Raw genomic sequence first — 26,970 nt, 5'->3', positions numbered from 1 at the left:
TGCGGCCGTCGGATCGCGTCCAACGATGATTTCTGCACCCGCGATAAGGAGACCTGATGCAACCCTGGGGCCCATGGACCCGCACCTCCTGCGCACCTACGTCACCGTCGTCCGTCTCGCCTCCTTCTCCGAGGCCGCGCGTGAACTGGGCTACACCCAGTCGGCGGTGTCCCAGCACATCGCCGCACTGGAACAGGACCTCGGTACGCCGCTCCTCACCCGCCGCCCCGTCGCACCGACCGCGGCCGGCGAGAGGCTCCTGGAACACGCGGATCCGCTGCTGCTGCGCCTGGACGCGGCCCGCGCGGACGTCCTGCGGATGGCGGCCGTACCCGCACACGGCCTGAGGCTCGCCGGGGCCCCCACCGCGCTCGTCCCGCGGGCCGTCGCCGCGCTCCCGGCCGCGGGCGTGACCGTGCGCGTGCTGCCCCGCGACGAGATCCCGGCCGCCGTCGCCACCGGCACGACGGACCTCGGCCTGGTCGACGGCCTGGCCGCCCCCAGCGACCCTCTGCGGCTGCCCGACGTGGCCCCTTTGATCACGCACGGCGTGGCGGAGGAACCCGTGTGCGTCCTCCTGCCCGCCACGCACCCGCTGGCCCGCCGTCGCGGCCTGCGCCTCGGCGACCTCGCCGACGCCCTCCCCCACTGCCTTAAGGGCGTGGGAGGTGCCCCCAGCTGGACGCCCCGGACGCGGGCCTGCCGCTGGCCCACCGCCGCGCCGCGAACGGCGGCCACGGCTTCCGTCCCGCCCTGCGCTACGAGGGCACCGACGTCCGCACCCTCACCGCCCTCGCCGCCGCCGGCCACGGCCTGATCCTGCTGCCGGGCTCGGCGGCCACGGAAGTGCCGGGCACGGTCTCCGTCCCCCTCACACACACCCGCGCGTGGTGCACCGCACCGAACTGCTGCACACGGGCTCACTCGCCGGAGCGGCGGCGACGCTGGCGGGGGTGCTGGAGGACCGGGTGTGAGCCGCTCAGTCTCACTCGTTCGTGGCTCGTCGGGCATCGGGGCTCCGGGTAGAGGTCCAGCCGGAGGCGATCCATGGAACAGACTGCGTTGCGTCCCAAGCCAATGCCGGGTGGGGAGCCCGGCGGCGGCACCGAACCCGGCACCGCCCGGCGCCCGCACGCCGTGCGCCGGCGCGGCCGACGGCTCAGGGCCGCCCTGTTCGGCCTGCTCGTCGGAACGGTCCTGGTGCTGTCCGGGGTAGGTCTCGGCACGGTCGGCGCCACGGTGATCGGCATGAGCAAACTCGCCGACCTGCAACGCCGGGCGCCGGCCCCGGGCAGCCCCTCGGCCACGGCGCACCCCAGTCCGTCGTCCCCGACGGCATCCGCGTCCCCGGCGCCCGCCGTCGCGACGCTGGGCCTGGAGGCCGTGGACGCGTACAAGGCGGGCGCCCTGGTCGTCGGCGTCCACGTGCCCGGCCCGGGCTATGCGGCGGGCCTGGTCCGCGGGGACGTAGTCCTCGCGTTCGGCAGGACCCGCATCGACTCGGCCGCCGACCTCGCACGCGCCGTCGCCGGGGCCCGCCCGGGTGTCCGCATCACGCTGACGATCCGTCACCGAAGTGGCGCCTACCAGCAGGTGACGGCGCTGCCCGGCGTCGTCACCTGACCACCCGGAAGTGGGTGGTGAGCCGTCCGGGCCTGCCCGGGCGGTGGAACGCGAGCAGTGCGGGCAGGGTGCGTCCGCCTCCCAGCCCCGGGGTCCGGGTGGCCCGGCGCGCACCCGCTCGGACCACGACTGACGGTCTGGCGCCCAGGATCCGTTGAGCGGCGGGGAAACCACTGGTCCCCGTCCATGGAGTGGGCCACGATGAGCCGCATGCTGAGCACCCTTCTCGCCTTCCTCGGCGCCTGCACCCTGATCGCCGCCTCACCCGGCCCCAGCACGGTGCTGATCATCAAGCAGTCCCTGCGCAGCCGCCGCTCCGGCTTCCTGACCGTGCTCGGCAACGAGACCGGCGTCTTCGTCTGGGGCGTGGTCGCCGCGTTCGGGCTGACCGCGCTGCTCGCGGCCTCCGAAGTGGCGTACGAGGTGATGCGGATCGTCGGCGCGGTCGTCCTGGTCGGCTTCGGCATTCAGGCGCTGCGGCAGGCGCGGCGCACCAACCGGGCCCCGGAGAGCTGGGAGGGCGCCGACAAGAGCGGCTGGGCCGCCTACCGCGGCGGGCTGCTGCTCAACCTCGCCAACCCCAAGGCGGCGGTCTTCGCCATGTCCTTCCTGCCGCAGTTCGTGCCGCAGGGCGCCCCGCACCTGCCCGCGATGCTGGGGCTCGCCGCGCTCTGGGCGGTCTACGAGGTCGGCTACTACGGCCTGTACGTGTGGTTCGTCGGCCGGCTGCGGGCCGTCCTGTCCCGGCACGGGGTGCGCCGGCGTCTGGAGCAGGTCTCCGGGGGCGTCATGCTGCTCCTCGGTGCCCGCCTCGCCCTGGAGAGCTGACACCATGGCCGACGCGGCGTCCGAAAGACCCGCAGACCGGTCGCGCCGCCCCCGCGGTACGGGCAGGATGCTGCCCGTAGTCCCTTGTGGTCCCTTCACCCTCCCAGGGAGGCCAGGATGACCGGCAGTACGCGCGCGCCCTTCACCGCCGACGACTACCGGGACCGGATGGACCGCGCCGCGCGGGCCGCCGCCGACGCCGGTCTCGCCGGGCTGCTGGTGGCGCCGGGCCCGGACCTGGTGTGGCTGACCGGCTATGCGCCCACCGCGGTCACCGAACGGCTCACCCTGCTGGTCCTCGTCCAGGGACGCACCCCCGTCCTGGTCGTCCCCACCCTGGAGGCCCCGGACGCCGCGCAGGCCGTCGGCGCTCCCGCCCTGGCGCTGCGCGACTGGACCGACGGCAAGGACCCCTACGCGGCGACCGCCGCCCTGCTCGCCGGCACCGGCCGCTTCGGCATCAGCGACAACGCCTGGGCGATGCATCTGCTCGGACTGCAGCGGGCGCTGCCCGGCACCGACTACGCGTCCCTCACCGACGCCCTGCCGATGCTCCGCGCCGTCAAGGACCCGGCGGAACTGGAACTGATGGCGGCCGCGGGCGCGGCCGCGGACGCGACGTTCGAGGAGATCCGCAAGGTTCCCTTCGCCGGCCGCAGGGAGTCCGAGGTCGGCGCGGACCTCGCCGACCTGCTGCGGCAGTTCGGACACTCGCAGGTCGACTTCACCATCGTCGCCTCCGGGCCGAACGGCGCCAACCCGCACCACGAGGTCGGCGAGCGCGTCATCGAACGCGGCGACATGGTCGTCCTCGACTTCGGCGGCCTCAAGGACGGCTACGGCTCCGACACCTCCCGCACCGTCCACGTCGGCGAACCCACCGACGAGGAGCGCCGGGTGCACGACCTGGTGCGCGAGGCCCAGGAGGCGGGCTTCCGGGCGGTCAGGCCCGGCGTCGCCTGCCAGGAGGTCGACCGTGCCGCCCGCGCGGTCATCGCGGAGGCCGGGTACGGCGAGTACTTCATCCACCGCACCGGGCACGGCATCGGCGTCACCACGCACGAGCCGCCGTACATGATCGAGGGCGAACGGCAGCCCCTCGTGCCCGGCATGTGCTTCTCCGTGGAGCCCGGGATCTATCTGCCCGGCCGCTTCGGCGTGCGTATCGAGGACATCGTCACGGTCACCGAGGACGGCGGCCGCCGCCTCAACGACACCGACCGCGAGATGGTCATAGTGGACTGAGCGACCCCAGGAGCCCCAGCACACCTTCGAGTGACAACGGCGCGACCATGACCCAGGCACCGACACCCACCGCGGACACCGTCCGCCGGCTGGTCAGTTCTCTGCTCAAGGAGGGCGCCGGCACAACAAGGGGAGCCACCGCCGCCGGACCCGAGGTGCGGCCCGTCGCCGAGGGCGGCGAGCACTCCACCTGGTGGGTCGGCACCCGCCATGTGCTGCGCCTCGCCCCCGACCGCGAGGCCGCCCTGCGCCAGCGCCGCGAACTGCGCCTGCGCGACCTCGTACGCCCGCATCTGCCGATCGCCGTGCCGACCAGCGTGGCGCACGGCGAGTGGGCGCCCGGGCTGACGTACACGCTCGACACCAAGGTGCCCGGCGGGACAGCGGAGCAGTACGACGTGTCCGCCGTCGGTGAGGCCGACCTCGCGGGGCTGCTCACCGGGCTGCGCGAGGTGCCCGCACGGCAGGCCGAGACGCTCGGCGTCCCGCGCACCGCCCCGCGCTCCCTGGAGGCGCTGCGCCGCGCCGCCGGGCGCGCCGCCGAACGCCTCGCCGCGGCCGACGAGTTGGACCCCCTCCGGCTGAACCAGCTCACCCCGCAGGCCGCCGTCCAGCTCGCCGCGCAGTCCGGCACCGCGGTCCTGGTCCACCACGGCCTCAAGGGCGAACACCTCGTGGTCAGTGCCGACGGCCGGGTGCGCGGCATCCTCGACTGGACGGACGCGGCCGTCGGCGATCCCGCCGAGGACATCGCCGGCCTCGCGATCGCGGTCGGCTCACCCGCCGCCGTCCGCGCCGCCACACTCGCCGGCTACGCCGCCCGCCCCTGCCTCCGCGGCCTCTGGCTTGCCCGCTGCGACACCGTCGTACGCCTCGCCGAACAGCTCAAAGGCCAGGACGCCGGCCCGCTGTCCCTCCTCAGGCTCCAGCTCCGCCGCGCCTGGGAGGCGATCCTCCTGGAGAGGGTGACGGAGTTCCGGGACGAGGACGCGGACGAGGAGTTCTAGGCGGCCTCGGCGAAGTCCGGTGCAGGCGCGGTGCAGTATCCGTCTGCGGCTCCGCCGCGCGGGCGTGACCAGCCATGACGCACTCGCAGACGGCGGAGGGGCCGGTCGCGGCACAGCCTGCGGGGCGCCCGGCGGCCGTTCACGCCTGGAGCAGCAGCACGGCCGGCTCTCGGGGCGCATGCAGCATCCCGTCCGTGCCCAGGGGCACGGGGTGGTGTCCATGTGGTCTTCGCCGCGCGGGCGTGACCAGCTGCGACGGATCCGTAGACGGCGGAGGGCCGGTCGCGGCACAGCCTGCGGGGCGCCCGGCGGCCGTTCACGCCTGCAGCAGTACCACGGCCGACTCTCCGGGCACATGCAGCACCCCGTCCGCGCCCGGCGCCTCGACGGGCTCCCATGCGGCGAGTACGTCCGCGTGGCGGGGGCCCAGGGGGATCGCCGCCGGCTCCTTGGCGAGGTTCACGGCCACGCGCACGTCCCCGCGGCGGAAGGCCAGCCAGCGCTCCCCCTCGTCGAAGGCCACCTTGGTGTCGGCGAGGTCGGGGTCGGTCAGGTCGGCCTGCTCGTGCCGCAGCGCGATGAGCCTGCGGTACCAGTCCAGCACGCGCGCGTGCGGCTCGTCCGAGAGCTCCGCCCAGTTGAGGCAGGAGCGCTCGCGCGTCGCCGGGTCCTGCGGATCCGGGACGTCCTCCTCGGCCCAGCCGTGCGCCGCGAACTCCCGCCGCCTGCCCCGCCGTACGGCTTCGGCGAGCTCCGGATCGGTGTGGTCGGTGAAGAACTGCCAGGGCGTACCGGCCGCCCACTCCTCGCCCATGAACAGCATCGGGGTGAAGGGCGCGGTGAGGGTGAGGGCGGCCGCGCAGGCGAGCAGGCCGGGGGAGAGGATCGCTGAAAGGCGGTCGCCCTGGGCGCGGTTGCCCACCTGGTCGTGGGTCTGGCTGTAGCCGAGCAGCCGGTGCCCGGCCACCCGCGTGCTGTCCAGGGGGCGCCCGTGGTGCCGGCCGCGGAAGCTGGAGTACGTGCCGTCGTGGAAGTAGCCGTGGGTCAGGGTCCGGGCCACCGCGGCGAGCGGAGCGCGGGCGAAGTCCGCGTAGTAGCCCTGGGACTCGCCGGTCAGCGCGGTGTGCAGGGCGTGATGGAAGTCGTCGTTCCACTGCGCCTGCAGCCCGAACCCGCCCTGCGCCCGGGGCGTGATGAGCCGCGGGTCGTTGAGGTCGGACTCGGCGATCAGGAACAGCGGCCGTCCCAGGTCGGCCGCGAGGGCGTCCACGGCCGTCGACAGTTCCTCGAGGAAGTGGCACGCGCGCGTGTCCGCCAGCGCGTGCACCGCGTCCAGGCGCAGCCCGTCGATCCGGTAGTCACGCAGCCACGCCAGCGCGCTGCCCAGCAGAAACGCCCGCACCTCGTCCGAGCCGGGGGCGTCCAGGTTGACCGCGGAACCCCAGGGCGTGTGGTGCGTGTCCGTGAAGTACGGGCCGAAGGCGGGCAGGTAGTTGCCCGACGGTCCGAGGTGGTTGTGCACGACGTCCAGGACCACGCCCAGGCCGAGTTCGTGCGCCCGGTCGACGAACCGTTTCAGCGCCTCAGGGCCGCCGTACGGCTCGTGCACGGCCCACAGCGATACGCCCTCATAACCCCAGCCGTGCCGGCCCGGGAAGGGGCACAGCGGCATCAACTCCACGTGGGTGACGCCCAGTTCGGCCAGATGCCCGAGCCGCTCGGCGGCCGCGTCCAGGGTGCCCTCGCGGGTGTACGTGCCCACATGGAGCTCGTACAGGACCGCGCCCGGCAGCGGGCGCCCGGCCCACTCGGTGCGCCATGCGTACCGGTCGTGCTCGACGACCGCGCTCAGCCCGTCCGGGCCGTCCGGCTGCCGGCGCGAACGCGGGTCGGGCAGCACGGGGCCGTCGTCCACCGCGAACCCGTACCGCGAGCCGTCCCCCGCGGCGGCCTCCGTCCGCCACCAGCCCTCCCGGTCCTGATCACGCTCCAACGCGTGCGTGGCGCCGTCGCACTGGAGCGTCACTCGGCCGGCCTGCGGTGCCCACACCTCGAACTGCACGGACGGTTCCCCTTCGTCTGCTCACCGTGATGTAGCCCGTCCATGGTGCTTCAAACGAGATCAATCCGCCTTTGAATCACCCCTTTTACGGCGGGTGTCGTCAGGTACGCGTGCGTGGCGGCCGTTTTCTCGTTTTCTGGACACCCGGGGTTCACTGACCGACAATCACCAACGTGACGTCGTCTTTCGAGTTCAACACGTACCCCGCGCGGCTGTCCGACGTGGAGCGCGACAAGGCGCTGAAGGTGCTGCGTGACGGCGTCGCCATGGGTCGGTTGTCGCACGACACGTTCATCCGCCGCATGGAGCTGGCCCTCACCGCCCGCCGTTCGGACGAACTCGCCGCACTCACCGCCGACCTCCCGCAGGAAAGCCGCGTCGCCCGCCTGGTGTTCGGCACCGTGGAGGCGGTCTCCGGCTTCACCGTACGGCTGCGCAGGGCCTGGCAGGCCGAGCGCCTCCCCAAGCTGCTGCTGCCCCACCCCGCGGGCGGCTACCCGCTGCGCATCGGTCGGGATCCGGCCAACGGACTGCGCCTCACGCATGAGACCGTGTCCCGTGTGCACGCCGAACTCAGCCGCCAGGGCGGCATGTGGGTGCTGCGCGACCTCGGCTCGACCAACGGCACCACGGTGAACGGGCGGCGGGTCATCGGAGCCGCCGTCGTCCGCGAAGGCGATCAGGTGGGCTTCGGGCGGATGGCGTTCCGGCTCGCCGTCGACTGAGCCCCGACTAAGTCACGCCTTAGCCTTGGCCTGAGCATGACACTGCGTTGACGTGCGGTGATGGCGCAAATCGCTTTCCCTTCCATGGTGTTGACGTACCCCCCAAGTCGTGACTGACTGTGCGTACGCCATGCACATCAGGTGAACCGACGGCGCCACATTGTGGAGGTGTGCCCTGCCGCCCCTCCTGCGCTACCCGACGGCCGACGAACTCGGCGCGCGGGCGGCGGTACTCGTCTCCCGGCGTCCGAGCGACGCCCGTCTGCGCCGCGTCGGCACCTCGCGCGCGGGCACCCCCATGTGGCTGCTTTCCGTCGGTCACGGCAGCCGTCAGGCCCTCGTCGTCGCGGGGCCCCACGCCAACGAACCCGTCGGCGGTGCCACCGTGCTGCGCCTGGCCGAGCGGGCCCTGGCCGACCCCAGGTTCACGGAGGGCGCCGACGCCACCTGGAACCTGCTGCTGAGCCTCGACCCCGACGGCCTGCGCCGCAACGAGGGCTGGCTGCCGGGCCCGTACAGCCTCGGCCGGTACTTCCGGAACTTCTTCAGGCCCGGCTTCCTGGAACAGCCCGAATGGCTGCCCGACGGCGCGGCCGGCGCCGCCCTGCCGGAGACCCGCACCCTGCTCGACCTCCAGGACGAACTGCGGCCCTTCCTGCAGTGCTCCCTGCACGGCGTCGACGTGGGCGGCGGCTTCGTCGAGCTCACCCACGACCTGCCGGGCCTCGCGGGACGCGTCGCGCACACCGCCGCCCGCCTCGGCATCCCGCGCGAACTCGGTCCGTACGACACCCTGTACTGGCCGAGCCTCGGCCCCGCCGTCTACCGCATCCCACCGCCCCGCATCGGCGACCTGGCCGCGGCCATCACCGAGGCAGCCGTCGAGTCCACCTGGTTCCACCCCTACCGGCACGGCACGGTCACGGCGGTCGTCGAGGCCCCCATGTGGGGCGTGGCGGCCGTCGAGGACGGCTCCCCGCCCGCCGACGCGGCCGCCGTGCTGCGCGCCGTCAGCCACACGCTGCGCCACGACACACGGCTCCTGGAGGTGCTCCTGGCGCGGCTGCGGCCCCATCTCGCAGGCATGCCGGACGCGGCCCGCCTGCTCGCCCCGGTGGACGACTATTTACTGGTCTGCCCCGGGCTCGCCGACGCATGGGACCCCGATGTCGCCGACGGGGCGCGCCCCCTCCCGCCGCTCAGCACCGCCCACCTGGCCGCCCTGCGCATCGCCGGACGGCGGCTGGCACTGCGCACGGCAGGGCTGCTGCACCAGCTCGTGACCCGCGCCGGCCGCGACCCGGCCGGTGTGCTGCCCGACCTCGACCGCCTCATCGACGACTGGTGCGCCGACTACCGCGACGGCATGGGGGCGCGCTGGATCCCGGTCCCGCGGCAGGTGGAGTACCAGTCGAACGTGGTGCTCGGCGCGTTCGAACTCGCCCTGCGGCACGCGCCCGCGTGCTCCCGTTCGGGTGAGTCGGGGTGGGGTTCCCAGGCCGCCGTGCCGATGCATCGGGAATGACGATCAGCACCACAGTGAAAGCGGTACGGGGCTCGCTGCTGGCGGCCGCCCTCCTCGCCGGCGGCGCGGCCCCGGCCCAGGCGGCGTCCCCGGACTTCCCGCCGACCGACTGGCTCTACCTCACGGTCACCAAGGGCGACGCCCGGTCCCCGCACACACGCGACACCCTGCTGCTGTGCGACCCGCCCCAGGGGCACGCGCGAGCGGCCGACGCGTGTTCGGAGCTGGCGGCGGCGGACGGCGACATCGCCCGCATCCCGTCGAAGAAGAACATCTTCTGCCCGATGATCTACGCCCCGGTGACCGTCCACGCGCGCGGCGAGTGGAACGGCCGGCGGGTCGAGTACACCCAGACCTTCTCCAGCGCCTGCGTCATGTCCGGCCGCACCGGCTCGGTCTTCGCGCTGGACGCCTGACACGGGCTCCGCGGTTCGGCCGCGCCCCGAAGGGGCGCGGGGCGGCATCCATATGCGGCTCCGCCGCGCGGGCGCGACCAGCCACGATGGCGCAGCAGTCGATCGACGACCCATTGCGGCCCCATCAGCGGAGCGTGTCGCACCGGTCAGGCCGCCCCCTCGCGCGCATGCAGCGCCGCCGCGAGGACCGTCCGGGACTGGTGCTCGACCTGGTGCTCCACAGGCACCCAGCGGGCGCGGAAGCGCTCCGCGAAGGCGTCGCTCCAGGTCGCCACCAGCCGTTCCAGGCCCGGTGCCGCCCGGTCGTCCGCCTCCTGCAGGACACGCAGCAGCATGGCCGCCGCCCGCAGCGGCAGGCGGCGGCCGAACGCGTCCACACTGCCGATGTACGCCATCGTGTTGTCGGCGGGCGGTGTGTGCGTCCAGTCCGCGGCCAGGCCCGGAACCAGCTCAAGCGCCCACTTGGCGGCCCGCAGCAGCGGACCGTCGAGGCCCTCCAGACGCGGCAGCGCCTCGGCGAGCACCCGCTCCACCTCCAGCGCGTCCCGCAGCAGCCGGCGCGCCAGCCGTCGCATCGCCGCGGCCGGAGCGGGATGCGGAGCGGGGTCGTCCACCAGGTCGCTGGCCCACATCGGCACCTCGACCACCGCCGTCAGACCGCCGTGGCGGTGGGTGTCGTACCAGGTGCTGTGGCGTGCGTCGTCCGGCATGCTCGGGTACGCGGCGCCCGTGCCGGGGGAGGGCATCACATGCACCCCGGGCCCGGACGCGGCCCAGCCCGCGGCGTCCGAGGCGCCCGTCTCCACCGGGATGTGCAACTCGGCCGCGGACTTCGCGAACGGCTCGGCGAGACCCGGTATGTCCTTGGTCAACTGGACCCAGCTGCCGCCCAGGTCGGTCCCGTGCAGGGTCGCCTGGAGGTAGGGGCGCAGTTCGTCGATGACCCGGGTCAGCGCGCGGGTCTCGGGCGGCAGCCGGTGCGGCGGCAGCACCGACGGCGACCACTCCGGCTGCTCCTCGGCCGCCGGCCGGAAGAACCCGAGGTGGTAGTCGAACAGGCTGCGGGGTGCCGGAGTGCGGTGCAGACTCGCCCCGTCGGGGTCGGCGCACAGCAGGAAGTGCCAGGAGGTGTCCGCTCGCAACTCCCGCTCGGACACCACCCGTTCGGCGAGGGCGAGCGAGGTGGGGCCGCCGGTCGGCTCGTTGGCGTGGGCGCCCGCGACGACGAGCACGGCACGCCGCGCATGGCCCACGGACAGCAGGTGCAGGGGTCTGCCCGCCCGGGAGACTCCGACCTGCCTCAGGGTGCACAGACCGGGTCTGTGAGCGGCCAACGCGCCTGCGGACGCGACGATTTGAGTCAGGGTGGGGTAGCGCAGCTGCGGCAGGAGACTCACCCCCGTCACGTCCGCCCGGCTTCGCAATCCGCAGTACCCCACGCTCCAGGTGAAGTGTCAATAACGCCTGGGGGGAGGCTCCAGGGGGCGCCCAGATGCATTCACCGCCGCCGACAAGGGGCAACGCTGCCGACGGGGGCACGGACACCGGCGCTCACTGCTGGTGCAGCCCGCGTCCGGCGAGCGTCAGAAAGGTCTCGCCGACCGCCTCCGACAGCGTCGGGTGCGGGTGGATGTGGCGGGCCACGTCCGACGGATACGCGTCCCAGCCGACGATCAGCTGGCTCTCCGCGATCATCTCGGACACATGCGGGCCCACCAGGTGCACACCGAGCACCTGCCCGTCACCCGCCTCGGCGACGACCTTCACCATCCCGCCCTGCCCGTGCACCATGCCCTTCGCGACCGCCGTCAGGGGCATGGTGTTGACGTCCACCTCGTACCCACGCGCGCGTGCCTCCGCCTCGCTCAGGCCCACGGCCGCGGTCTGCGGCGACGAGTACGTCACCCGGGGCACGGCCGCGTAGTCGACCGGCACGGACGCCACGCCGGCCAGCGCCTCGGCCACCAGCAGGCCCTCCGCGAACGAGGCGTGCGCCAGGCCGAGTGACGGCGGCGGCAGCAGGTCACCGACGACGTGAACGCCACCCACCGGGGTCACCAGCCGGCCCCAGTCGGCCGGCTCGACGAAGCCGCGCGCGTCCGTCGCAAGGCCCGCGGCGGCCAGGTCCAGGCCGTCGGTGACCGGGGCCCGGCCGACCGCCACCAGGAGCCGCTCCACCTCGACGGTACGGGTCTCGCCGCGGGCGGTGCGCACACGCGCGCGTACGCCGTCCTCGAGCAGCTCGGCGTCCAGCAGCCGGGCGCCGGCCTGCACGTCGATGCCGCGCTTCTTCAGGCCGCGCGTCAAGTGACGGCTCACGTCCACGTCCTCGAGCGGCACGAGCCGGTCGGCGGCCTCCACGAGGGTGACCTCCGCACCCATCGAGCGGTGGAACGAGGCGTACTCCACGCCGATCGCGCCACCGCCGAGCACCAGGACCGAGGCCGGCAGACCCGGCGCGAAGAGCGCGTCGTCGCTCGTCACCACGCGCCTGCCGTCCGGTTCGAGCCCCGGGAGCGTGCGCGGCCGCGAGCCGGTGGCCAGGACGATCCCACGGCGTGCGGCAAGGTCCCGCTCCCCCGGCGGGAGTTCACCGTCCGGGCCCTGCACACGGACCGTGCGCGGCCCCGTCAGCCGGGCGCTGCCCCGCACGACTTGTACGCCGGCATGCGCCAGATGCGCCTCCACGCCACGGTGGTTGCGGGTCACGATGTCGTCGCGTGTGGCGACCAGCGCCGGCCAGTCGACGGCGTCCAGGCTCGCCTTCACCCCCCAGCGCTCGCGCGCCTCGGCGATGCCGTCGACGAGCTCGGCGGCGTGCAGCATCGCCTTGCTGGGAATGCAGCCGCGGTGCAGACAGGTCCCGCCGACCTTGTCGCGCTCGACGAGCACGACGTCGAGTCCGAGGGCGGCGGCGCGCAGGGCGGTGCTGTATCCGCCGGTGCCGCCGCCGATGACGATGACATCAGCGGTGCTCAGGTCCTGTGTGTCCTCCATGCCCCCAGCCTCCGTCCGCCCCTTGCCATAAGTCCAAGGCAATGTTCTTGTGGAACCGATGCAAGATGTTTATGAGACGGGGCGGTCATGAGTCTGCGCCAGATGGAGTACTTCCTGGCGGTCGTCGACGAGGCGTCCTTCACCCGCGCGGCCGAGGTCCTGCACGTCTCCCAGCCCGCGCTCTCGCACCAGATCAAGGCACTGGAGCGGTCGGTCGGCGGTGCCCTTCTGGAGCGTCTGCCGCGCGGAGTGCGCCTCACGCCGATGGGCCGCGCCTACCGGCCGCACGCCGAGCGTGCCGTCCGCAGCGCCGCCCAGGCCCGCCGCGCGGCCCGTGCCGCCGCCGGCGCCGAGGGCGGCGAACTGCACATCGCCGCCGTCCACTCCGTCGCGGTCGGTGTCCTGCCGGACGTGTTCGCCCGCTGGCGCGCCGCCCACCCCCACGTGCTGCTCCACCTGCACGAGTACGCCACCTCCCAGGCCCTGGAGGAGGAGGTCGAGCGCGGCACCGCGGATCTCGCCGTCGGCCCCGCACCCTCCGACGGTCCCGGCACCGTCGTGCCGGTCGGAGAGGAGGAGGCCGTCCTCGTCGTCCCCTTCGACGACCGCTTCGCGGGCCGCACGACGGTGACCCTGCCCGAACTCGCCGACCGCCAGTGGATCCGCTGCGCCATGGAACCCGTCGTACACGGCGAACGCTTCCTCGACTGGGCCTGCGGGCTGTCCGGTTTCACGCCACGCACCGCCGTGTGGACCGAGCACACGTCGACGGCCGTACGCATGGCCGCGTCCGGAGTCGGCGTCTGCGTCGCCCCCTCGCACATCGTGCGCGGAGCGGTGGGCGAGGACTGCACGGTCCTGTCACACACCCCACCCTGGCGCCGCCCGATGACCGCCTTCGCCCGCGTACCGCCGACCGGCGCCGCGGAGGCTTTCGTGGACCTCCTGAGGGCGTCATGGCCCACGCCGGGTGAATGAAGCATGCCGGGATCGGCAGCGCCCTCAAGGGGCGCGGCGCTGTGTCGATGTGCGGCTCCGCCGGGGGCGCGATCGGCCATGACGGCGCTGCACACGATCGACGACGGCAGCGCCCCTGAGGGGCGCGGGGCCGTATCAATGTGCGGCTCCGCCGCGTGGGCGCGACCAGCCACGTCGGGCCCGCAGAGATCGACGTCCCATCGCACCCCCCCCGCGGCGGAGCCGCATAGCCACGCAGCCCGCGGAGGCTCAGTCCGCGGCAACCCGCTCCAGCAGAGCCACCGGCAGCCGCCCGAAAAGCTCCCCCACGCGCGCGTGCCCCACGAACTCCCGCCCGGGAGACAGCGCATCGCACCAGCGCCCGCCCGGCAGCGGCAGGACCGTGTCCCCCCAGCCCCCCGCCTCCGCCAGCCGCAGCGACAACCGCGTCACGGCCGTGACGACCTCTCCGGAGCGCGCGAACGCCACGCAGTGGGCCGCCGCCGGGCCCTCGGCGGTCAGCGGCGCGTACGTCGCCCCCTCCCCGAAGACCCCGGGACGCCGCGCACGAAGCCGCAGCGCCGCCGCTGTCACCGCACCCTTCTCCCCGGCATCCGCGGCGGGCGGGAACCGCACCGGACGCCGGTTGTCCGGGTCCACCAGCGCCAGGTACTCGCCCTCGGTGCCCTGGTAGACGTCCGGCACGCCCGGCATCGTCAGCTGGACCAGGGCGGTGCCCAGCACGTTCGCCCGGATGTGGGGCGCGAGCGCATCGCGGAGGGCGACTACGTGCTCGCCCGGCGTCCCGCACGGCCCCGCCGCGACGAACGCCGCCACCGCCTCCTCGTAGGCGGGCTCCTGCTCCGTCCAGCTCGTCAGCAGCCCCGCCTCGCGCACATGCTTCAACAGGGCCTGCTGAACGCGCTCCTCGGCCGCCGCACCGAGCCCGAACACCGTCTGCCACGCCGCCCACGCCACCTGCGCGTCCGGCACGCCCTCGCCCGCCCGCGTCACCTCCGCCAGCACGTCCGCCCAGCGCTGCGGGCACTCGGTGAGCACGGCCAGCGCCGCCCGTACGTCGGCACTGCGCTTCGTGTCGTGCGTCGACACGACGGTCCCGGTCGCGGGCCAGTCGCGCTGCACGCGCGCGCAGTAGGCGTGAAAGTCCTCCGCAGACACCGCGGGGCTCCCCGGGTTGCCGCCCACCTCGGTCGCCGACAGCAGCGGCACATAGCGGTAGAACGCCGTGTCCTCCACGGACTTGGCCCGCAGCGCGGACGCGGTCTGCGCGAACCGCGCCCGGAACTCCACCTGCTCGGGCCCGTCTCCATGCCGCCCGAGGACCAGATCCCGTACGACGTCCACCGCACCGGCCTCCTCCGGCACGACGAAGGCGAGCCGGGCCTCGGCCGCGGCCTCCTCGGTGACCACGGCGGCCGCGTCCCCGGAGGCGTACGGCCGGTAGACCTCCAGGCGGACCAGCAGCTCCTGCAGCGCCGTGCGCAGCGCCCAGGGAGCGCGGTCGCGCAGCGCGGGGTCCGGCGCGGCGGCACACAGTCTGCTCGCCACCCGGGTCAGCCGGTCGGTCTCGGTGGCCAGCTCGTGCGTGAGCACCTTGTACGCCGCCCGCCGTACCGTCGCCGCCCAGTCGCCGCCACGGTCGGTCTGCGGGGCCGCGAACCGCCGGTACTGTCCGAGGAGTTCCCCGAACCCGGCCGGATCGGTGAAGAGGCCGTCGACGTGCCGCAGGGCGTCGTAGCCGGTGGTGCCCGCCACGGGCCAGGAGGCCGGCAGCGGCTCCCCGTCGGACAGGATCTTCTCCACGACCGTCCAACGGCCGCCGGTCGCCTCGTGCAGCCGCCGCAGATACGCGTCGGGGTCGGCGAGCCCGTCGGGATGGTCGACGCGCAGCCCGTCGAGCACGCCCTCGTGCAGCAGCTGCAGGATCTTCGCATGCGTGGCCTCGAACACCCCCGGATCCTCGACCCGCACCCCGATGAGCTCCGAAATGCTGAAGAAACGCCGGTAGTTGAGCTCGGTGCGGGCCAGCCGCCACCACACCGGCCGGTACCACTGCGCGTCCAGGAGCTGCGGCAGTGGCAGCTTCTCGGTGCCCTCGCGCAGCGGGAACACATGGTCGTAGTAGCGCAGTACGTCACCGTCGACCCGCAGCTCACCGATGACCGAGCCGAGCGGGCCGCCCAGCACCGGCAGCAGCACCTGGCCGCCCTGCGCCTCCCAGTCGATGTCGAACCAGCGCGCGTACGGCGACTTGGGGCCCTCCCGCAGCACCTCCCACAGGGCGCGGTTGTGGCGCGGAGCCATGGCCATGTGGTTCGGCACGATGTCCACGACCAGACCGAGACCGTGCTCCCGCGCGGTGCGCGCCAGCGCGCGCAGCCCCTCCTCGCCGCCCAGTTCCCCACGCACGCGCGCGTGGTCCACGACGTCGTAGCCGTGCGCCGAGCCCGGTACGGCCTCCAGGACGGGGGACAGGTGCAGGTGCGAGACGCCGAGCGAGGCCAGATACGGCACGGCGGCCACCGCGGCCGCGAAGGGGAACTCGGGCTGCAGCTGCAGCCGGTAGGTGGCCGTGGGCACCAGGGGGGCGGGTCGCTCAGGTGTCATGCAAACCTACGTACCCGCCCTGTCGCCCTTCGTGTCATCGTCCCCTCCACGGGTGCACGCGCGCGTGGCTAGCGTCGAACGATGGGGAGCACCGGGCGAACGTACAGGGACGTCATCGGCCTGACCGGGCCGCTGCTTCCGGTGATGTCCTTCCTGGGACGGCTGCCGACGGCAACGATCCAGTTCGGCAGCGTGCTGCTGGTCGCCCGGACCAACGGGTCACTGGCCGCCGCGGGGCTGACGGGCGGGGCGCTGGCGGCCGGGCAGGTGGCCTGCGGCCCGCTGGTGGGGCGGCTCGCCGACCGGCGCGGCCAGCGGACGGTCGTGCTCGCCTTCTCCCTCGCCAACGCCGCCGCGATCGCCGCGCTCGTCGCCGCGGCCCTCGCCGGTCTGTCCGTCGCGCTGCTGGCGCTCCTCGGGGCGGTGGCGGGCGCGACCGTGCCGCTGATCGGCCCCCTGGGCCGCGCCCGTCTGGTGGCGCTGGCCCGCCGGTCCGCAGCCCCCGAGTCCACGGTCGGCGCGGCCCTCTCCTTCGAGAGCACCCTCGACGAGATCTCCTTCGTCCTGGGCCCGGCCCTGGTCGGCCTGGCCGCCGTACTCGCCCACCCCGCCTACGCCCTCGGCGGGGCAGCGCTCCTGGTGGCCGTATGCGGAAGCGGCTTCGCACTGCACCCGACGGCGAGGGCGACACGGCGCGACCGTCCGGCCCGCAGCGTCCCAGGCTCCCGCATGCCCCGCTCCGTGCACCCCCTCCGTGCCGCTCTCGCCCTCCAAGGAGCGATGTTCGGAGCCTGTCAGGCGGGTGTCACCGCGCTCACCGAGCGGCTGGGACAGGAGGAGCAGGCCGGTCTCGTGTACGCCGCCATGGGGGTGATGAGTGCGGTGGCGGGCCTCTCCATGGCCGCCGTGCCCGGACGCATCCCCTTCACGGCGCGCTGGCGGGCGGCGACCGCGGCCGCGTTCGTGCTCTCGCTGCCCCTGCTGTGGACGCGGAGCATGGGCGGCCTCTATGCGGTCGTCACCGTCCTCGGGGTCGCCTATGCCCCGCACCTGGTCACGGTGTTCGGCCTCACGGAGCGCGCGGTGCCGCCCACCCGGCTGGCCGAGGCGATGGCGTGCGCGACGAGTGCGATCGTCGGCGGCCAGGCCCTCGCGGTCGCCGTCACCGGCCGCCTCGCCGAGTCGTACGGCCCTGCGGCCGCCTTCGCCGCGGCGAGCACGGCTGCCGCACTCGCCTGCGCGATCGCCCTGACGGCGCGCCCGTCCTCGTACACCGGGCCCACCACCGAACCCGCCCGCCACGCGCGCGTACCCGGCGAGCGGCCGGCCACACCGACGCAGGAGCAGGATCTGGAGCCGACCTAGACCGGCCGCTGCAGCACCGTCAGGCTGCGGTCCACCAGCGTCAGCCGCTCGCCCGCCTGCACCTTCGGGCCGGTGTGCGGCGGCACCCCGTCCGAGCGGGCGGTGTCGACGACCACCTCCCACTGGCGCCCGTGGTTGACGGGCACCACGAAGTCCAGCGTCTTCGGCGAGGCGTTGAACATCAGCAGGAACGAGTCGTCGGTGATCCGCTCACCGCGCGTACCCGGCTCGGAGATCGCGTTGCCGTTCAGGAACACCGTCAGCGCCGAGGCCGGCGCCGAGTCCCAGTCCCGCTGGGTCATCTCCTTGCCCTCCGGCGTGAACCAGGCGATGTCCGACAGCTCGTCATGAGTGCCCTCCACCGGGCGCCCGTGGAAGAAGCGGCGCCTGCGGAAGACCGGGTGGTCCTTGCGCAGCCACACCATCGCCCGTGTGAAGGCCAGCAGCTCGCTGTCGGCCGCGTCCTCCTCCGGGTCGAGCCATTTCACCCAGGCCAGTTCGTTGTCCTGGCAGTAGGCGTTGTTGTTGCCGCGCTGGGTGCGCGCGAACTCGTCGCCGTGGCTGATCATCGGCACTCCCTGGGAGAGCATCAGCGTGGCGACGAAGTTCCGCATCTGGCGCGCCCGCAGCTTCAGCACCTCGGGGTCGTCGGTCTCGCCCTCCGTGCCGCAGTTCCAGGACCGGTTGTGGCTCTCGCCGTCCCGGTTGTCCTCGCCGTTGGCCTTGTTGTGCTTCTGGTTGTACGAGACGAGGTCGTGCAGGGTGAAACCGTCGTGGCAGGTGACGAAGTTGATCGAGGCGAGCGGGCGGCGCCCGTCGTCCTGGTACAGGTCCGAGGAGCCGGTCAGCCGGGACGCGAACTCGGCGAGCGCGCGCTGCTCGCCGCGCCACATGTCCCGTACGGTGTCGCGGTACTTGCCGTTCCACTCGGTCCACAGCGGCGGGAAGTTGCCCACCTGGTAGCCGCCCTCGCCGACGTCCCACGGCTCGGCGATCAGCTTCACCTGGGAGACCACCGGGTCCTGCTGCACCAGGTCGAAGAACGACGACAGCCGGTCCACCTCGTGGAACTGGCGGGCCAGGGTCGCCGCGAGGTCGAAGCGGAAGCCGTCGACGTGCATCTCGGTGACCCAGTAGCGCAGCGAGTCCATGATCAGCTGCAGGACGTGCGGGGACCGCATGAGCAGCGAGTTCCCGGTGCCCGTGGTGTCCATGTAGTAGCGCGGGTCGTCGGTGAGCCGGTAGTACTGCGGGTTGTCGATGCCCTTGAAGGACAGCGTCGGGCCCAGGTGGTTGCCCTCGGCCGTGTGGTTGTAGACCACGTCCAGAATGACCTCGATGCCCGCTTCGTGCAGTGCCCGGACCGCCGACTTGAACTCCAGGACCTGCTGTCCGCGGTCGCCCCAGGAGGCGTATGCGTTGTGCGGGGCGAAGAAGCCGATCGTGTTGTAGCCCCAGTAGTTGTTCAGGCCCATGTCGACCAGCCGGTGGTCGTTGACGAACTGGTGCACCGGCATCAGCTCCAGCGTCGTCACGCCGAGCTCCACCAGATGCTCGATGATCACCGGGTGCGCGAGCGCCGCGTAGGTGCCGCGCAGCTCCTCCGGGAGCCCCGGGTGCTGCATGGTGAGGCCCTTGACATGGGCCTCGTAGATCACCGTCTCGTGGTATCCGCGCCGCGGCGGCCGGTCGTCGCCCCAGTCGAAGTACGGGTTGACCACGACCGACGTCATGGTGTGCGGCGCCGAGTCCAGGTCGTTGCGCTTGTCGGGCGCGTCGAAGTGGTAGCCGTAGACCTCCTCGCCCCAGCGGACCTTGCCGCTGATCGCCTTCGCGTAGGGGTCGAGCAGCAGCTTCGCCGAGTTGCAGCGCAGGCCGCGCTCAGGGGCGTACGGGCCATGCACGCGGAACCCGTAACGCTGTCCCGGCATGATGCCGGGCACGTACGCGTGCCGCACGAACGCGTCGCTCTCGCGCAGTTCCACCGCCGTCTCCGAGCCGTCGTCGTGGAGCAGACACAGCTCTACTCGGTCCGCGGCCTCCGTGAAGACCGCGAAATTGGTACCGGCGCCGTCGTACGTGGCACCGAGGGGATACGCCTCGCCAGGCCAGACCTGCATGGACACGACTCTTTCAGGTGGAGCGCGCCCCAGGGGGCGCCTTGGCGTCGAGTGTCCCCGAAAGTGATGGAACCACCTATGACTTACGTCCCTCTTACCGATCGACCAGTGCATACGCCGTTTGGCAACGCCGTATGCCCATCAGTGGGGCAGAAAAGTACTCCCGGGGATGATGGGGGAGTAGGGGGCAAATGTGCGCAAGATAGTGCACCGCCACCTTGGCAAGGTGGTGGCCGGTGCGGCCATAGCGGTGGCCGGAACTGCCGTGATGGTCGGGATCACGCTGCCGGGGACGGCGGGGGCCGACGATTCGGGAGGGACCAGGGCGGGACAGGCCCAGCAGGCGGCCCAGGCGAACGGCACGCCCGCTCCGGGTGTCGTCGAGCGGGCGCCGGCCGAAGGGGAGAAGGGCAAGGGCCTCGATCCGCTGACCGACGACGAGACGAAGCGCGTCGAGAAGATCGCCCTGAGCCGGCAGCTGCTGAACTCCGGGGAGAACGTCAAGGGCGCCCGCGGCCCGCAGCGCCTCACCGTGGAGCTGGCCGAGCCGGACACCGACCAGCCGGACAGCGCGAACGCGCCCCGGCGCGCGGACGTGACGTTCTACGACTACCGCAGCGACAGCGTCGTCACCAAGACCGTCAACCTGGACACCGGGAAGGTCGAGGAGACGAGCACCCAGCACGACGTCCAGCCGCCGCTCAGCATCGCCGAGCAGACCGAGGCGGCCCGGCTGCTGATCGCCGACCCGCTGGGCGCGGGCCTGAAGGCGGACTACAAGGACGCCACGGGCAAGGAACTCACCTCCCCGGACCAGCTGACGCTCACCAGCATGGTGTTCCGGGCGACCCCGGGCGTGAAGCCGGCCGAGCTCGCCAAGTGCGGCGAACACCGCTGCACCCGGCTCTTCCCGAAGGTCAGGAACGGTGCCTGGATCGACACCCGGGACTTCGTGATCGACCTGAGCGCCCGCAAGGTCGTCAAGCTCGGCTGACCCGGGCTCCGTTCACTTTTCACACCTGCTTCTCCTGTAAGGGAGTCACTTCGTCATGCACGTCAACAGAGACAGCCGTGCCCGCCGCAGGGCGCTGCGCAGGCGGGCCCTGGTGGGCCCGCTCGCGGTCGGACTCGCCCTCGGCGGCACGGCAGCGGCACCGGCCTTCGCCGACCACAAGGAGGCGGCCGCCGCCGCGGCTCCCCAGTGCAGCGCGGCCTACCAGATCGAGCAGACGCTCTCCTCCGGTACCACCTGGCGGATGTGCTGGCGCTTCGAGAGCAGGTCCGGGGTCGTCCTGGACGACATCTCCTACCAGCCGCCCGGCGAGTCCCAGCCGATCAAGGTCCTCAACAGCGCCAAACTCGCCCAGATCGACGTGCCGTACGACGACGGCAGCATCGAGTACAACGACGTCACGGACTACAACTTCGGCAACGGCCTGCTGAACCTCACGCCCGACGAATGCCCGGGCGGCACCATCAAGACGGTCAAGGTCGCGGAACCCTTCTACTCGGACTCGCAGAACGTCAACGGCCTGTGCGCCACGACCCGTTCCCGCGGCCACGCCTACCACCTGCTGTCCGACGCCAACAAGACCTACCAGGCGCAGGGCAAGGACCTGCTCCTCTACACGGTCAACAAGGTCGGCTGGTACGAGTACATCACCGAGTGGCGCTTCCAGGACGACGGCACGATGAGCATGAACGCCGGCGCCACCGGCAGCCTCTCGCCCGACGACTACGACGCGGGCGACGGCCGCGGCTGGCCCATCGGCAAGGGCGCCAAGGCCTATGCCACCAGCCACAGCCACAACATCTTCTGGCGGCTCGACTTCGGCCTCGACGGGTCCTCCAAGACCAGGATCGAGCAGTACGACTCGAAGGTCAGCGCCCCGGTGGGCGGCCAGCAGGCGCCGACCAACAAGACGACCCTCACCAAGGTCACCAAGGAACTCGCCGGCGACGCCAAGGACATGCGCTGGTGGCGCGTGGTCAGCACGGCCGGCAAGAACAAGGACGACCACCCGCGCTCGTACGAGATCGTCCAGGGGCCCACCGCGAAGTACCCGGGCCACAGCTTCACCCAGCACGACGTGTACTTCACCGAGTACAACAAGTGCGAGCAGTACGCCAGCGGCAACCCGCTCAACTGCGGTGCCGGACACGGCAAGTCCGTCGACACATGGGTCAACGGGCAGACGCTCACCCACCCCATAGTCTGGGTGAACGTGGGCTTCCACCACATAGCCCGGGACGAGGACCAGCAGCCGATGCCGGTTCACTGGCAGGGCTTCTCCATCGCCCCTCGTGACGTCACGGCTATGAATCCGCTCACTCCGGCCGACCTGGCCGCCCAGAACGGGCACTGGCACTAAGGCAGTTGAGAATCGACCTGTCCATCCGGCTGCACCGCTGACCGCTCCCGGAGTACCCTTCCTTGATCGTTGACACGGGGATGCTCGGGGGAGCGGAAGGCGGTGCGCGGGTGGGGTCGGGAGGGCTGGAGTTGCCCCCTGGTGACGAGGGTCACGAGGGGAACTCCACAGATGTCCCGCCCGGCACGGTGTCCCTGGCCCGGCCGATGGCGACGAGTTCGATCGGGCCGGAGCTGGACTGGGATGCCGACGCCTGGCGCGAGGTGCGTACGCGCGCCCAGCGAGCCGGCCGGGCCTACATCTGGCTGAACCTCGTCGAACAGCGGCTGCGCGCGGTCGTGGCCGCTGTTCTGCGGCCCATCTACGAACCCGTCCACGGCGACGACTGGGTGGTCGCCGCGGCCGGGCCGGCCGGCCAGGAATGGGTGCAGCGCGCGGTCGCCGTACGCGAAGTCAGCCGCCGCAAGGGCTATCTGCTCGACCCGGCCGACGACAACGTCCTCAGCTTCCTCACCCTCCCGCAGCTGCGGGAGCTGATGGTGCAGCACTGGCCCTGCTTCGAGCCGTACGTCGACGACCGCCGCGACGTCGAACTCGCCCTGGACGAGCTCGAGGTCACCCGCAACGTCGTCTCCCGCAACCGGGCCCTTTCCGAGGCCGTCCTGAACCAGGCCGAGCGGGCCTCGGCGAAGCTGCTGGACATCCTCGGCGCCGCCGGGGACGTGCCGTCGGCCCGCCGGCTGCCCGTGGACGCGGTGGAGGAACTGGTCGGCGACCGGTACGCGGACGTGGTCGCCGTACACCCCGACCGGGTACGGCTGCTGCGCCAGTTCCCGGCCGAGGACATCTTCGGCGGCGCCCGCCGCCTCGACGCCGTCGGCATCGGCCTCAACCTGCTCGTGCAGAACTTCTCCGGGCGCCGGCTGGTGCGCCTGGCCGAGGCGGGCTGCCGGGTCCGGCTGCTGTTCCTCAACCCGGCGTCCAGCGCCGTCAAGCGCCGTGAGCGCGAACTCGGCATGAAGCGGGGCGAGCTGAGCCGCGCGGTCGAGATGAACATCCTGCACATGCGCCGCGTCCGGTCCAGGCTGCGCGACCCGGCCGCCTTCGAGATCCAGGTCTACGACGAGACCCCGCGCTTCACCGCCTACCTCGTCGACGGCGACGGCTCGGACGGCGTCGCCGTCGTGCAGTCCTATCTGCGGCGCTCGCGCGGCATGGAGGCTCCGGTGCTGGTGCTGCGCAACGGCAGCCGGATGGTGAAGCCGGACGACATGGACAAGGGAGTCGAGAGCGGGCTGTTCCCGACATACCGCGAGGAGTTCGAAACGTCCTGGGCGGATTCGCGACCTGTGTCCTGAACTGTCGCCGGGGCCAAGCGGAATGCGGTCCTCGGATTGTCAGTGGCCCGTGGGAAGGTGGAGACCACTGGGGGAAAGCACCACCAAGAAGGGGGGCCACGCATGGGCTGGCACCGGGAGCTGCTGATCGGCTTCGACCTGGAGACGACCGGGACCGATCCGCGTGAGGCGCGCATCGTCACGGGGGCCGTGATCGAGGTCAGGGGCGGACAGCCCCTAGGACACCGGGAGTGGCTGGCGGATCCGGGCGTGGAGATCCCGGCGGACGCCGTGGCGGTGCACGGCATCAGCAACGAACGCGCGGCGGCTCAGGGCCGCCCGGCCGACGAGGTGGCGAACGCCATCGCGGACGTCCTGGCGACGTACTGGAAGACGGGCGTCCCGGTCGTCGCCTACAACGCGGCCTTCGACCTGAGCCTGCTCTCCGCGGAACTGCGCAGATACGGACTGCCGTCCCTGCGCGACCGGCTGGGCGGCATCGACCCCGCCCCGGTCATCGACCCGTACACCATCGACCGATGGGTCGACCGCTACCGCCGCGGCAAGCGCAACCTCGAAGCGGTCTGCACGGAGTACGGCGTCACCCTCGACGCCGCCCACAACGCCACCGCCGACGCCCTGGCCGCAGCCGGCCTCGCCTGCGCCATAGCCACCCGCCACCCCAAAATCGCGGCCCTCGGCCCGGCGGAACTCCACCTCCGCCAGATCGAGTGGTACGCGGAGTGGGCGGCGGACTTCCAGAACTTCCTGCGCCGCAAGGGAGACGCGACCGCCGTGGTGGACGGCACCTGGCCGCTGCGGGAGTTGACGGACGAGCCGGTCTGAGGGGGACGGCCGGTGGCTTCGCTCAAACGCCAGTAGGCGTCGCGGCCCGACCGCGGACATCCGCTGCGCCCTCTGCGTCGATCTCGTTCGGGGCTGCCGCACGGTGGGCCCGTTCCACGGCCTGCCCCCAGTAGGTGCCGCCGACCATCAGGGCCGCGCCGAGCGCCGTGAGCGCGGTGAGACGCTCGCCGCCGAGGGCGATGCCGACGGCCATGGCCCAGACCGGCTCCGTGCCCAGCAGCAGGCTGGCTCGGCTGGCGGAGGTCCGCTGCACGGCCCACGTCTGGACGAGAAAGGCGAACACGCTGCAGAACAGGGCGAGATAGACGAGCTGCACCCAGGTCCCGCCGTCGGCCCGGGCGAGCGTCGGCAGGCCGACCACGCCGGCCGGCAGGAACAGAGCCGTGCCGACAAGGGTCTGCACGGTCGTCAGATGCAGCGGACGGATCGCGCGCCCCACGGTGAGCCGCCCGACGAGCACGACATGCACCGCCCGTACCAGAGCGGCGCCGAGCATCAGCAGGTCGCCGAGGCGCGGGGCGTGGAAGCCGTTGCCGGACATCAACAGCCCGACGGCCAGGACGCACACACCAGCGGCGGCGAAGAAGACGGGAGGCAGCCCGCGGCCCCTGCCGTGCCTGCCGCCGCGGTCGAGGAGAGGGGTGAGCACGATGGTGAGGCTGATGATCAGCCCCGCGTTGGCGGCACTGGTGTGGGCGACGCCGTACGTCTCCACGAGGAGAACGGCCACCTGGGTCACCCCCAGAGGCACACCGGCTCGCAGCTCGTCCCGCGTCCACCGACGCGGCCCACGCCCGAGGGCGACGAGCCCGAGACAGGCGAGCGCCGAGAGTGCGTACCGAGCGAAGAGCACCAGCAGCACAGGCAGGGCGGAGGTGGCCGTCTGGGCGGACAGATAGCTCGAACCCCAGACGACGGCGACAAGGAGAAGGATCAGGTCAGTACGGCGCAGCTCGGACATGCACCCACGGTGCACCGATCACCACTCTGAAGCCCAGAACCAACTTCTTAACAAACCCTTTAGCACTCCTACACTGAAGGCATGGACGAACGGCAGCTGCGCATCCTGCGGGAACTCGGCGAAATGGGCAGTGTGACGGCGGTCGCCGAGGCGCTGCTGGTGACACCGTCGGCGATCTCCCAGCAGCTGCGGTTGCTGCAGCGCGCGATCCCCGTCCCGCTCACGGAGCGGGAAGGCCGACGGCTGGTGCTCACGGACGCCGGGCAGGCGCTGGCGGGCGCGGCCATCGAGGTGGAGACGGCGCTGGAGCGGGCCCGGCACACGGTGGGGGAGTTCCTGGACCGCCGCGACGGCGAAGTGTCGGTGGCGGCCTTCAACAGCGCGGCCGCGACCTTCTTCCCGCCCCTCCTCAGGGCGCTCACCGCACCGGACGCCCCCACCCTCGCCCTTGCCGACGAGGACGTGGCCCAGGACGACTTCCCCCGTCTGACCCGCGAGTACGACCTGGTCCTGGCTCACCGACTGGACCACGCCCCACGCTGGCCGACCACGGTCACGGCGACAACGCTCCTCCGTGAACCGCTCGACGTGGCCATGCCGGCGACTCACCCCCTCGCCGCCAAGCGCCGCGTGACCCCGACAGACGTCGCCGACGAACCCTGGATCACGGTCCACGACGGCTTCCCGGTCATGGCCACCATCGAGGCCATCGCCGCCGCAGCGGGCCGCCACCTCCACCTGGCCCACCGCGTCAACGAGTTCGCGGTGGTGGCAGAACTCGTAGCAGCAGGCGGCGGCCTCGCCCTGATGCCCCGCTGGACGGTGCGCCCCCACCCCGCACTGGCCTTGAGACCCCTGAGCGGAGTCCAGGCAAGACGCCACATCGACGCCCTCTACCGCCCGGAACGCACGGCCCGGAGAGCGGTCCGCACGGTCCTCACGGAACTACGTCATGCGGCGAGTGTTGTTCAAAAGGGCGGCGAGAGCGCCCCTTGACGGGCGCGGGGCGACCCGCCACATGCGACCTTCAGCCGCCAGAAGACCACAAGGCCCCACCCCCTGGGCGCTCAGAACGGATACCACCGCAGCGCCTCGTCTCCGCTCCGCAGGCTTGCCACCCGCCGCTCGAACTCGACAAGCGCCTTAGGGTTGGACGGCGCATGCTGCGCCACCCACGCACAACTCGCCGTCTCCCGGGCGCCCCGCAACACTGAGCACCCCTCCCACTCCCGCACATCCCAGCCGTACACCTCGGTAAACGAGTCGTAGGCGTCATCGGGCATCCCGTACCGATCGTGGGACAGCGCCATGACCACCAGATCGTGCTCCCGCAGATCCGAGGAAAACGTCTCCAGATCCACCAGCACCGGCCCGTCAGGACCGACATGCACATTGCGGGGAAGGGCGTCACCATGGATCGGCCCCGGAGCAAGACGCGGCGTCAGCGCAGCCGCGGCCTCCGCAAAACCGTCGCGCCGCTCCCGCAGATACGCCGCGTCGGCGGGATCGATCGCATCCCCCGCCAGCCGCAACCACCGCTCCACCCCACCCAGCAACTCCCGCGGCGGCAAGGCGAAGTCAGGCAGGGGCAGTGCGTGGACGATCCGTAGCAGTTCGGCCAAATCCCGGGGCTCGGCCGGCCGTACGGCATCCGGGATCCGGTGCCACACCGTCACCGGGTGACCCTCGACCAGCAGTGGCTTGGGCTCCGCCGCCCGCACCGCCGGCACGCCCTCGTCCGCGAGCCACACGGCGATGGCCAGCTCCCGCCGCGCCCGGTCGAGCAGTTCGGCGTCACGGCCCACCTTGACGACCAGGTCGCCGGAGGCGAACACCGCGTTCTCGCCCAGGGCGAGCAGCCGTGCGTCCCGCGCCGGGCCGGGCAGCACCCGCGCCGCGGCCAGTACGTCCCGCGCCCGTGACTCGTCCACAGCC

The 26,970-nt window shown here is 72.5% G+C and carries 21 protein-coding genes and 1 pseudogene; 15 read left to right on the top strand and 7 right to left on the bottom strand.

The features are described from left to right. Positions 1–73 precede the first annotated feature (73 nt). From ACFY1U_RS24250 to ACFY1U_RS24230, 5 genes and pseudogenes are all read left to right on the top strand, one after another. A pseudogene (locus tag ACFY1U_RS24250) lies at positions 74–974 on the top strand (LysR family transcriptional regulator). Between the two features lie 73 nt (positions 975–1,047). Continuing rightward, positions 1,048–1,623, top strand: a complete 576-nt coding sequence (locus ACFY1U_RS24245) for a PDZ domain-containing protein (RefSeq protein ID WP_390696205.1) — start codon at positions 1,048–1,050, stop codon at positions 1,621–1,623. A gap of 210 nt (positions 1,624–1,833) precedes the next feature. Further along, the gene (locus ACFY1U_RS24240) at positions 1,834–2,451 is read left to right on the top strand and encodes a LysE family translocator (protein ID WP_390696204.1); all 618 of its coding nucleotides are present in this window, start codon (positions 1,834–1,836) and stop codon (positions 2,449–2,451) included. Between the two features lie 117 nt (positions 2,452–2,568). Continuing rightward, positions 2,569–3,696: a M24 family metallopeptidase gene (locus tag ACFY1U_RS24235; RefSeq protein ID WP_390696203.1), complete on the top strand. Its 1,128-nt coding sequence runs from the start codon at positions 2,569–2,571 to the stop codon at positions 3,694–3,696. Positions 3,697–3,743: 47 nt separating this feature from the next. After that, complete coding sequence (locus tag ACFY1U_RS24230) at positions 3,744–4,703, top strand: aminoglycoside phosphotransferase family protein (RefSeq protein ID WP_390696202.1); 960 nt, start codon at positions 3,744–3,746, stop codon at positions 4,701–4,703. Positions 4,704–5,019: 316 nt separating this feature from the next. Here the strand turns inward: ACFY1U_RS24230 and treZ are convergent, their stop codons facing one another. Beyond that, entirely contained in the window at positions 5,020–6,765 is a 1,746-nt protein-coding gene (gene treZ, locus ACFY1U_RS24225) for a malto-oligosyltrehalose trehalohydrolase (protein WP_390696201.1), read from the bottom strand. Positions 6,766–6,938: 173 nt separating this feature from the next. On the opposite strand from treZ, the gene ACFY1U_RS24220 reads away from it, so the two are divergent. From ACFY1U_RS24220 to ACFY1U_RS24210, 3 genes are all read left to right on the top strand, one after another. Then, positions 6,939–7,490: an FHA domain-containing protein gene (locus ACFY1U_RS24220; RefSeq protein ID WP_390696200.1), complete on the top strand. Its 552-nt coding sequence runs from the start codon at positions 6,939–6,941 to the stop codon at positions 7,488–7,490. 160 nt (positions 7,491–7,650) lie between these two features. Then, on the top strand, positions 7,651–9,015 hold the full coding sequence (locus ACFY1U_RS24215) for a M14 family zinc carboxypeptidase (RefSeq protein ID WP_390696199.1): 1,365 nt from the start codon (positions 7,651–7,653) through the stop codon (positions 9,013–9,015). Further along, positions 9,012–9,431: an SSI family serine proteinase inhibitor gene (locus ACFY1U_RS24210; protein ID WP_390696198.1), complete on the top strand. Its 420-nt coding sequence runs from the start codon at positions 9,012–9,014 to the stop codon at positions 9,429–9,431. The genes ACFY1U_RS24215 and ACFY1U_RS24210 overlap by 4 nt, the downstream gene beginning before the upstream one ends. Before the next feature lie 146 nt (positions 9,432–9,577). On the opposite strand, the gene ACFY1U_RS24205 is transcribed toward ACFY1U_RS24210, so the two are convergent. Next, entirely contained in the window at positions 9,578–10,828 is a 1,251-nt protein-coding gene (locus ACFY1U_RS24205) for a M14 family zinc carboxypeptidase (protein WP_390696197.1), read from the bottom strand. A gap of 154 nt (positions 10,829–10,982) precedes the next feature. Then, entirely contained in the window at positions 10,983–12,428 is a 1,446-nt protein-coding gene (gene lpdA, locus ACFY1U_RS24200; protein ID WP_390696196.1) for a dihydrolipoyl dehydrogenase, read from the bottom strand. Between the two features lie 87 nt (positions 12,429–12,515). Here lpdA and ACFY1U_RS24195 point away from each other — a divergent pair, with 87 nt between their 5' ends. Continuing rightward, entirely contained in the window at positions 12,516–13,406 is an 891-nt protein-coding gene (locus tag ACFY1U_RS24195; protein ID WP_390696195.1) for a LysR family transcriptional regulator, read from the top strand. A 249-nt stretch (positions 13,407–13,655) separates the two neighbouring features. Here the strand turns inward: ACFY1U_RS24195 and treY are convergent, their stop codons facing one another. Then, complete coding sequence (treY, locus tag ACFY1U_RS24190; RefSeq protein WP_390696194.1) at positions 13,656–16,013, bottom strand: malto-oligosyltrehalose synthase; 2,358 nt, start codon at positions 16,011–16,013, stop codon at positions 13,656–13,658. Between the two features lie 81 nt (positions 16,014–16,094). Here treY and ACFY1U_RS24185 point away from each other — a divergent pair, with 81 nt between their 5' ends. Next, positions 16,095–17,378, top strand: coding sequence for an MFS transporter (locus tag ACFY1U_RS24185; RefSeq protein WP_390696193.1), 1,284 nt, complete (start codon positions 16,095–16,097; stop codon positions 17,376–17,378). On the opposite strand, the gene glgX is transcribed toward ACFY1U_RS24185, so the two are convergent. Next, positions 17,375–19,498 carry a glycogen debranching protein GlgX gene (gene glgX, locus ACFY1U_RS24180; RefSeq protein WP_390696192.1) on the bottom strand — a complete coding sequence of 708 codons (2,124 nt, stop codon included), beginning with the start codon at positions 19,496–19,498 and terminating at the stop codon, positions 17,375–17,377. The genes ACFY1U_RS24185 and glgX overlap by 4 nt on opposite strands. 193 nt (positions 19,499–19,691) lie before the next feature. Between glgX and ACFY1U_RS24175 the strand changes: the two genes are divergently transcribed. The 4 genes from ACFY1U_RS24175 (at position 19,692) to ACFY1U_RS24160 (ending at position 24,053) form a co-directional block, all read left to right on the top strand. Further along, positions 19,692–20,492: a Tat pathway signal sequence domain protein gene (locus tag ACFY1U_RS24175; RefSeq protein WP_390696191.1), complete on the top strand. Its 801-nt coding sequence runs from the start codon at positions 19,692–19,694 to the stop codon at positions 20,490–20,492. A gap of 55 nt (positions 20,493–20,547) precedes the next feature. Beyond that, entirely contained in the window at positions 20,548–21,870 is a 1,323-nt protein-coding gene (locus ACFY1U_RS24170) for a copper amine oxidase (protein ID WP_390696190.1), read from the top strand. A gap of 80 nt (positions 21,871–21,950) precedes the next feature. Continuing rightward, a complete protein-coding gene (locus ACFY1U_RS24165) occupies positions 21,951–23,228 on the top strand; it encodes an SAV2148 family HEPN domain-containing protein (protein ID WP_390696421.1) in 1,278 nt (425 codons plus the stop codon). A 102-nt stretch (positions 23,229–23,330) separates the two neighbouring features. Then, complete coding sequence (locus ACFY1U_RS24160; protein WP_390696189.1) at positions 23,331–24,053, top strand: 3'-5' exonuclease; 723 nt, start codon at positions 23,331–23,333, stop codon at positions 24,051–24,053. Positions 24,054–24,075: 22 nt separating this feature from the next. Here the strand turns inward: ACFY1U_RS24160 and ACFY1U_RS24155 are convergent, their stop codons facing one another. Further along, the gene (locus ACFY1U_RS24155) at positions 24,076–25,035 is read right to left on the bottom strand and encodes a DMT family transporter (RefSeq protein WP_390696188.1); all 960 of its coding nucleotides are present in this window, start codon (positions 25,033–25,035) and stop codon (positions 24,076–24,078) included. An 81-nt stretch (positions 25,036–25,116) separates the two neighbouring features. Between ACFY1U_RS24155 and ACFY1U_RS24150 the strand changes: the two genes are divergently transcribed. Beyond that, complete coding sequence (locus ACFY1U_RS24150) at positions 25,117–26,031, top strand: LysR family transcriptional regulator (RefSeq protein ID WP_390696187.1); 915 nt, start codon at positions 25,117–25,119, stop codon at positions 26,029–26,031. 71 nt (positions 26,032–26,102) lie between these two features. Here ACFY1U_RS24150 and ACFY1U_RS24145 read toward each other — a convergent pair whose 3' ends face one another. Then, complete coding sequence (locus tag ACFY1U_RS24145; RefSeq protein WP_390696186.1) at positions 26,103–26,966, bottom strand: phosphotransferase enzyme family protein; 864 nt, start codon at positions 26,964–26,966, stop codon at positions 26,103–26,105. Between the last annotated feature and the right edge of the window lie 4 nt (positions 26,967–26,970).

The organism is Streptomyces sp. NPDC001351 (assembly GCF_042896045.1).
GTDB lineage: Bacteria > Actinomycetota > Actinomycetes > Streptomycetales > Streptomycetaceae > Streptomyces.
Note: the sequence above shows the minus strand (reverse complement) of the source record. Positions and strands in the feature narration are given on the sequence as shown.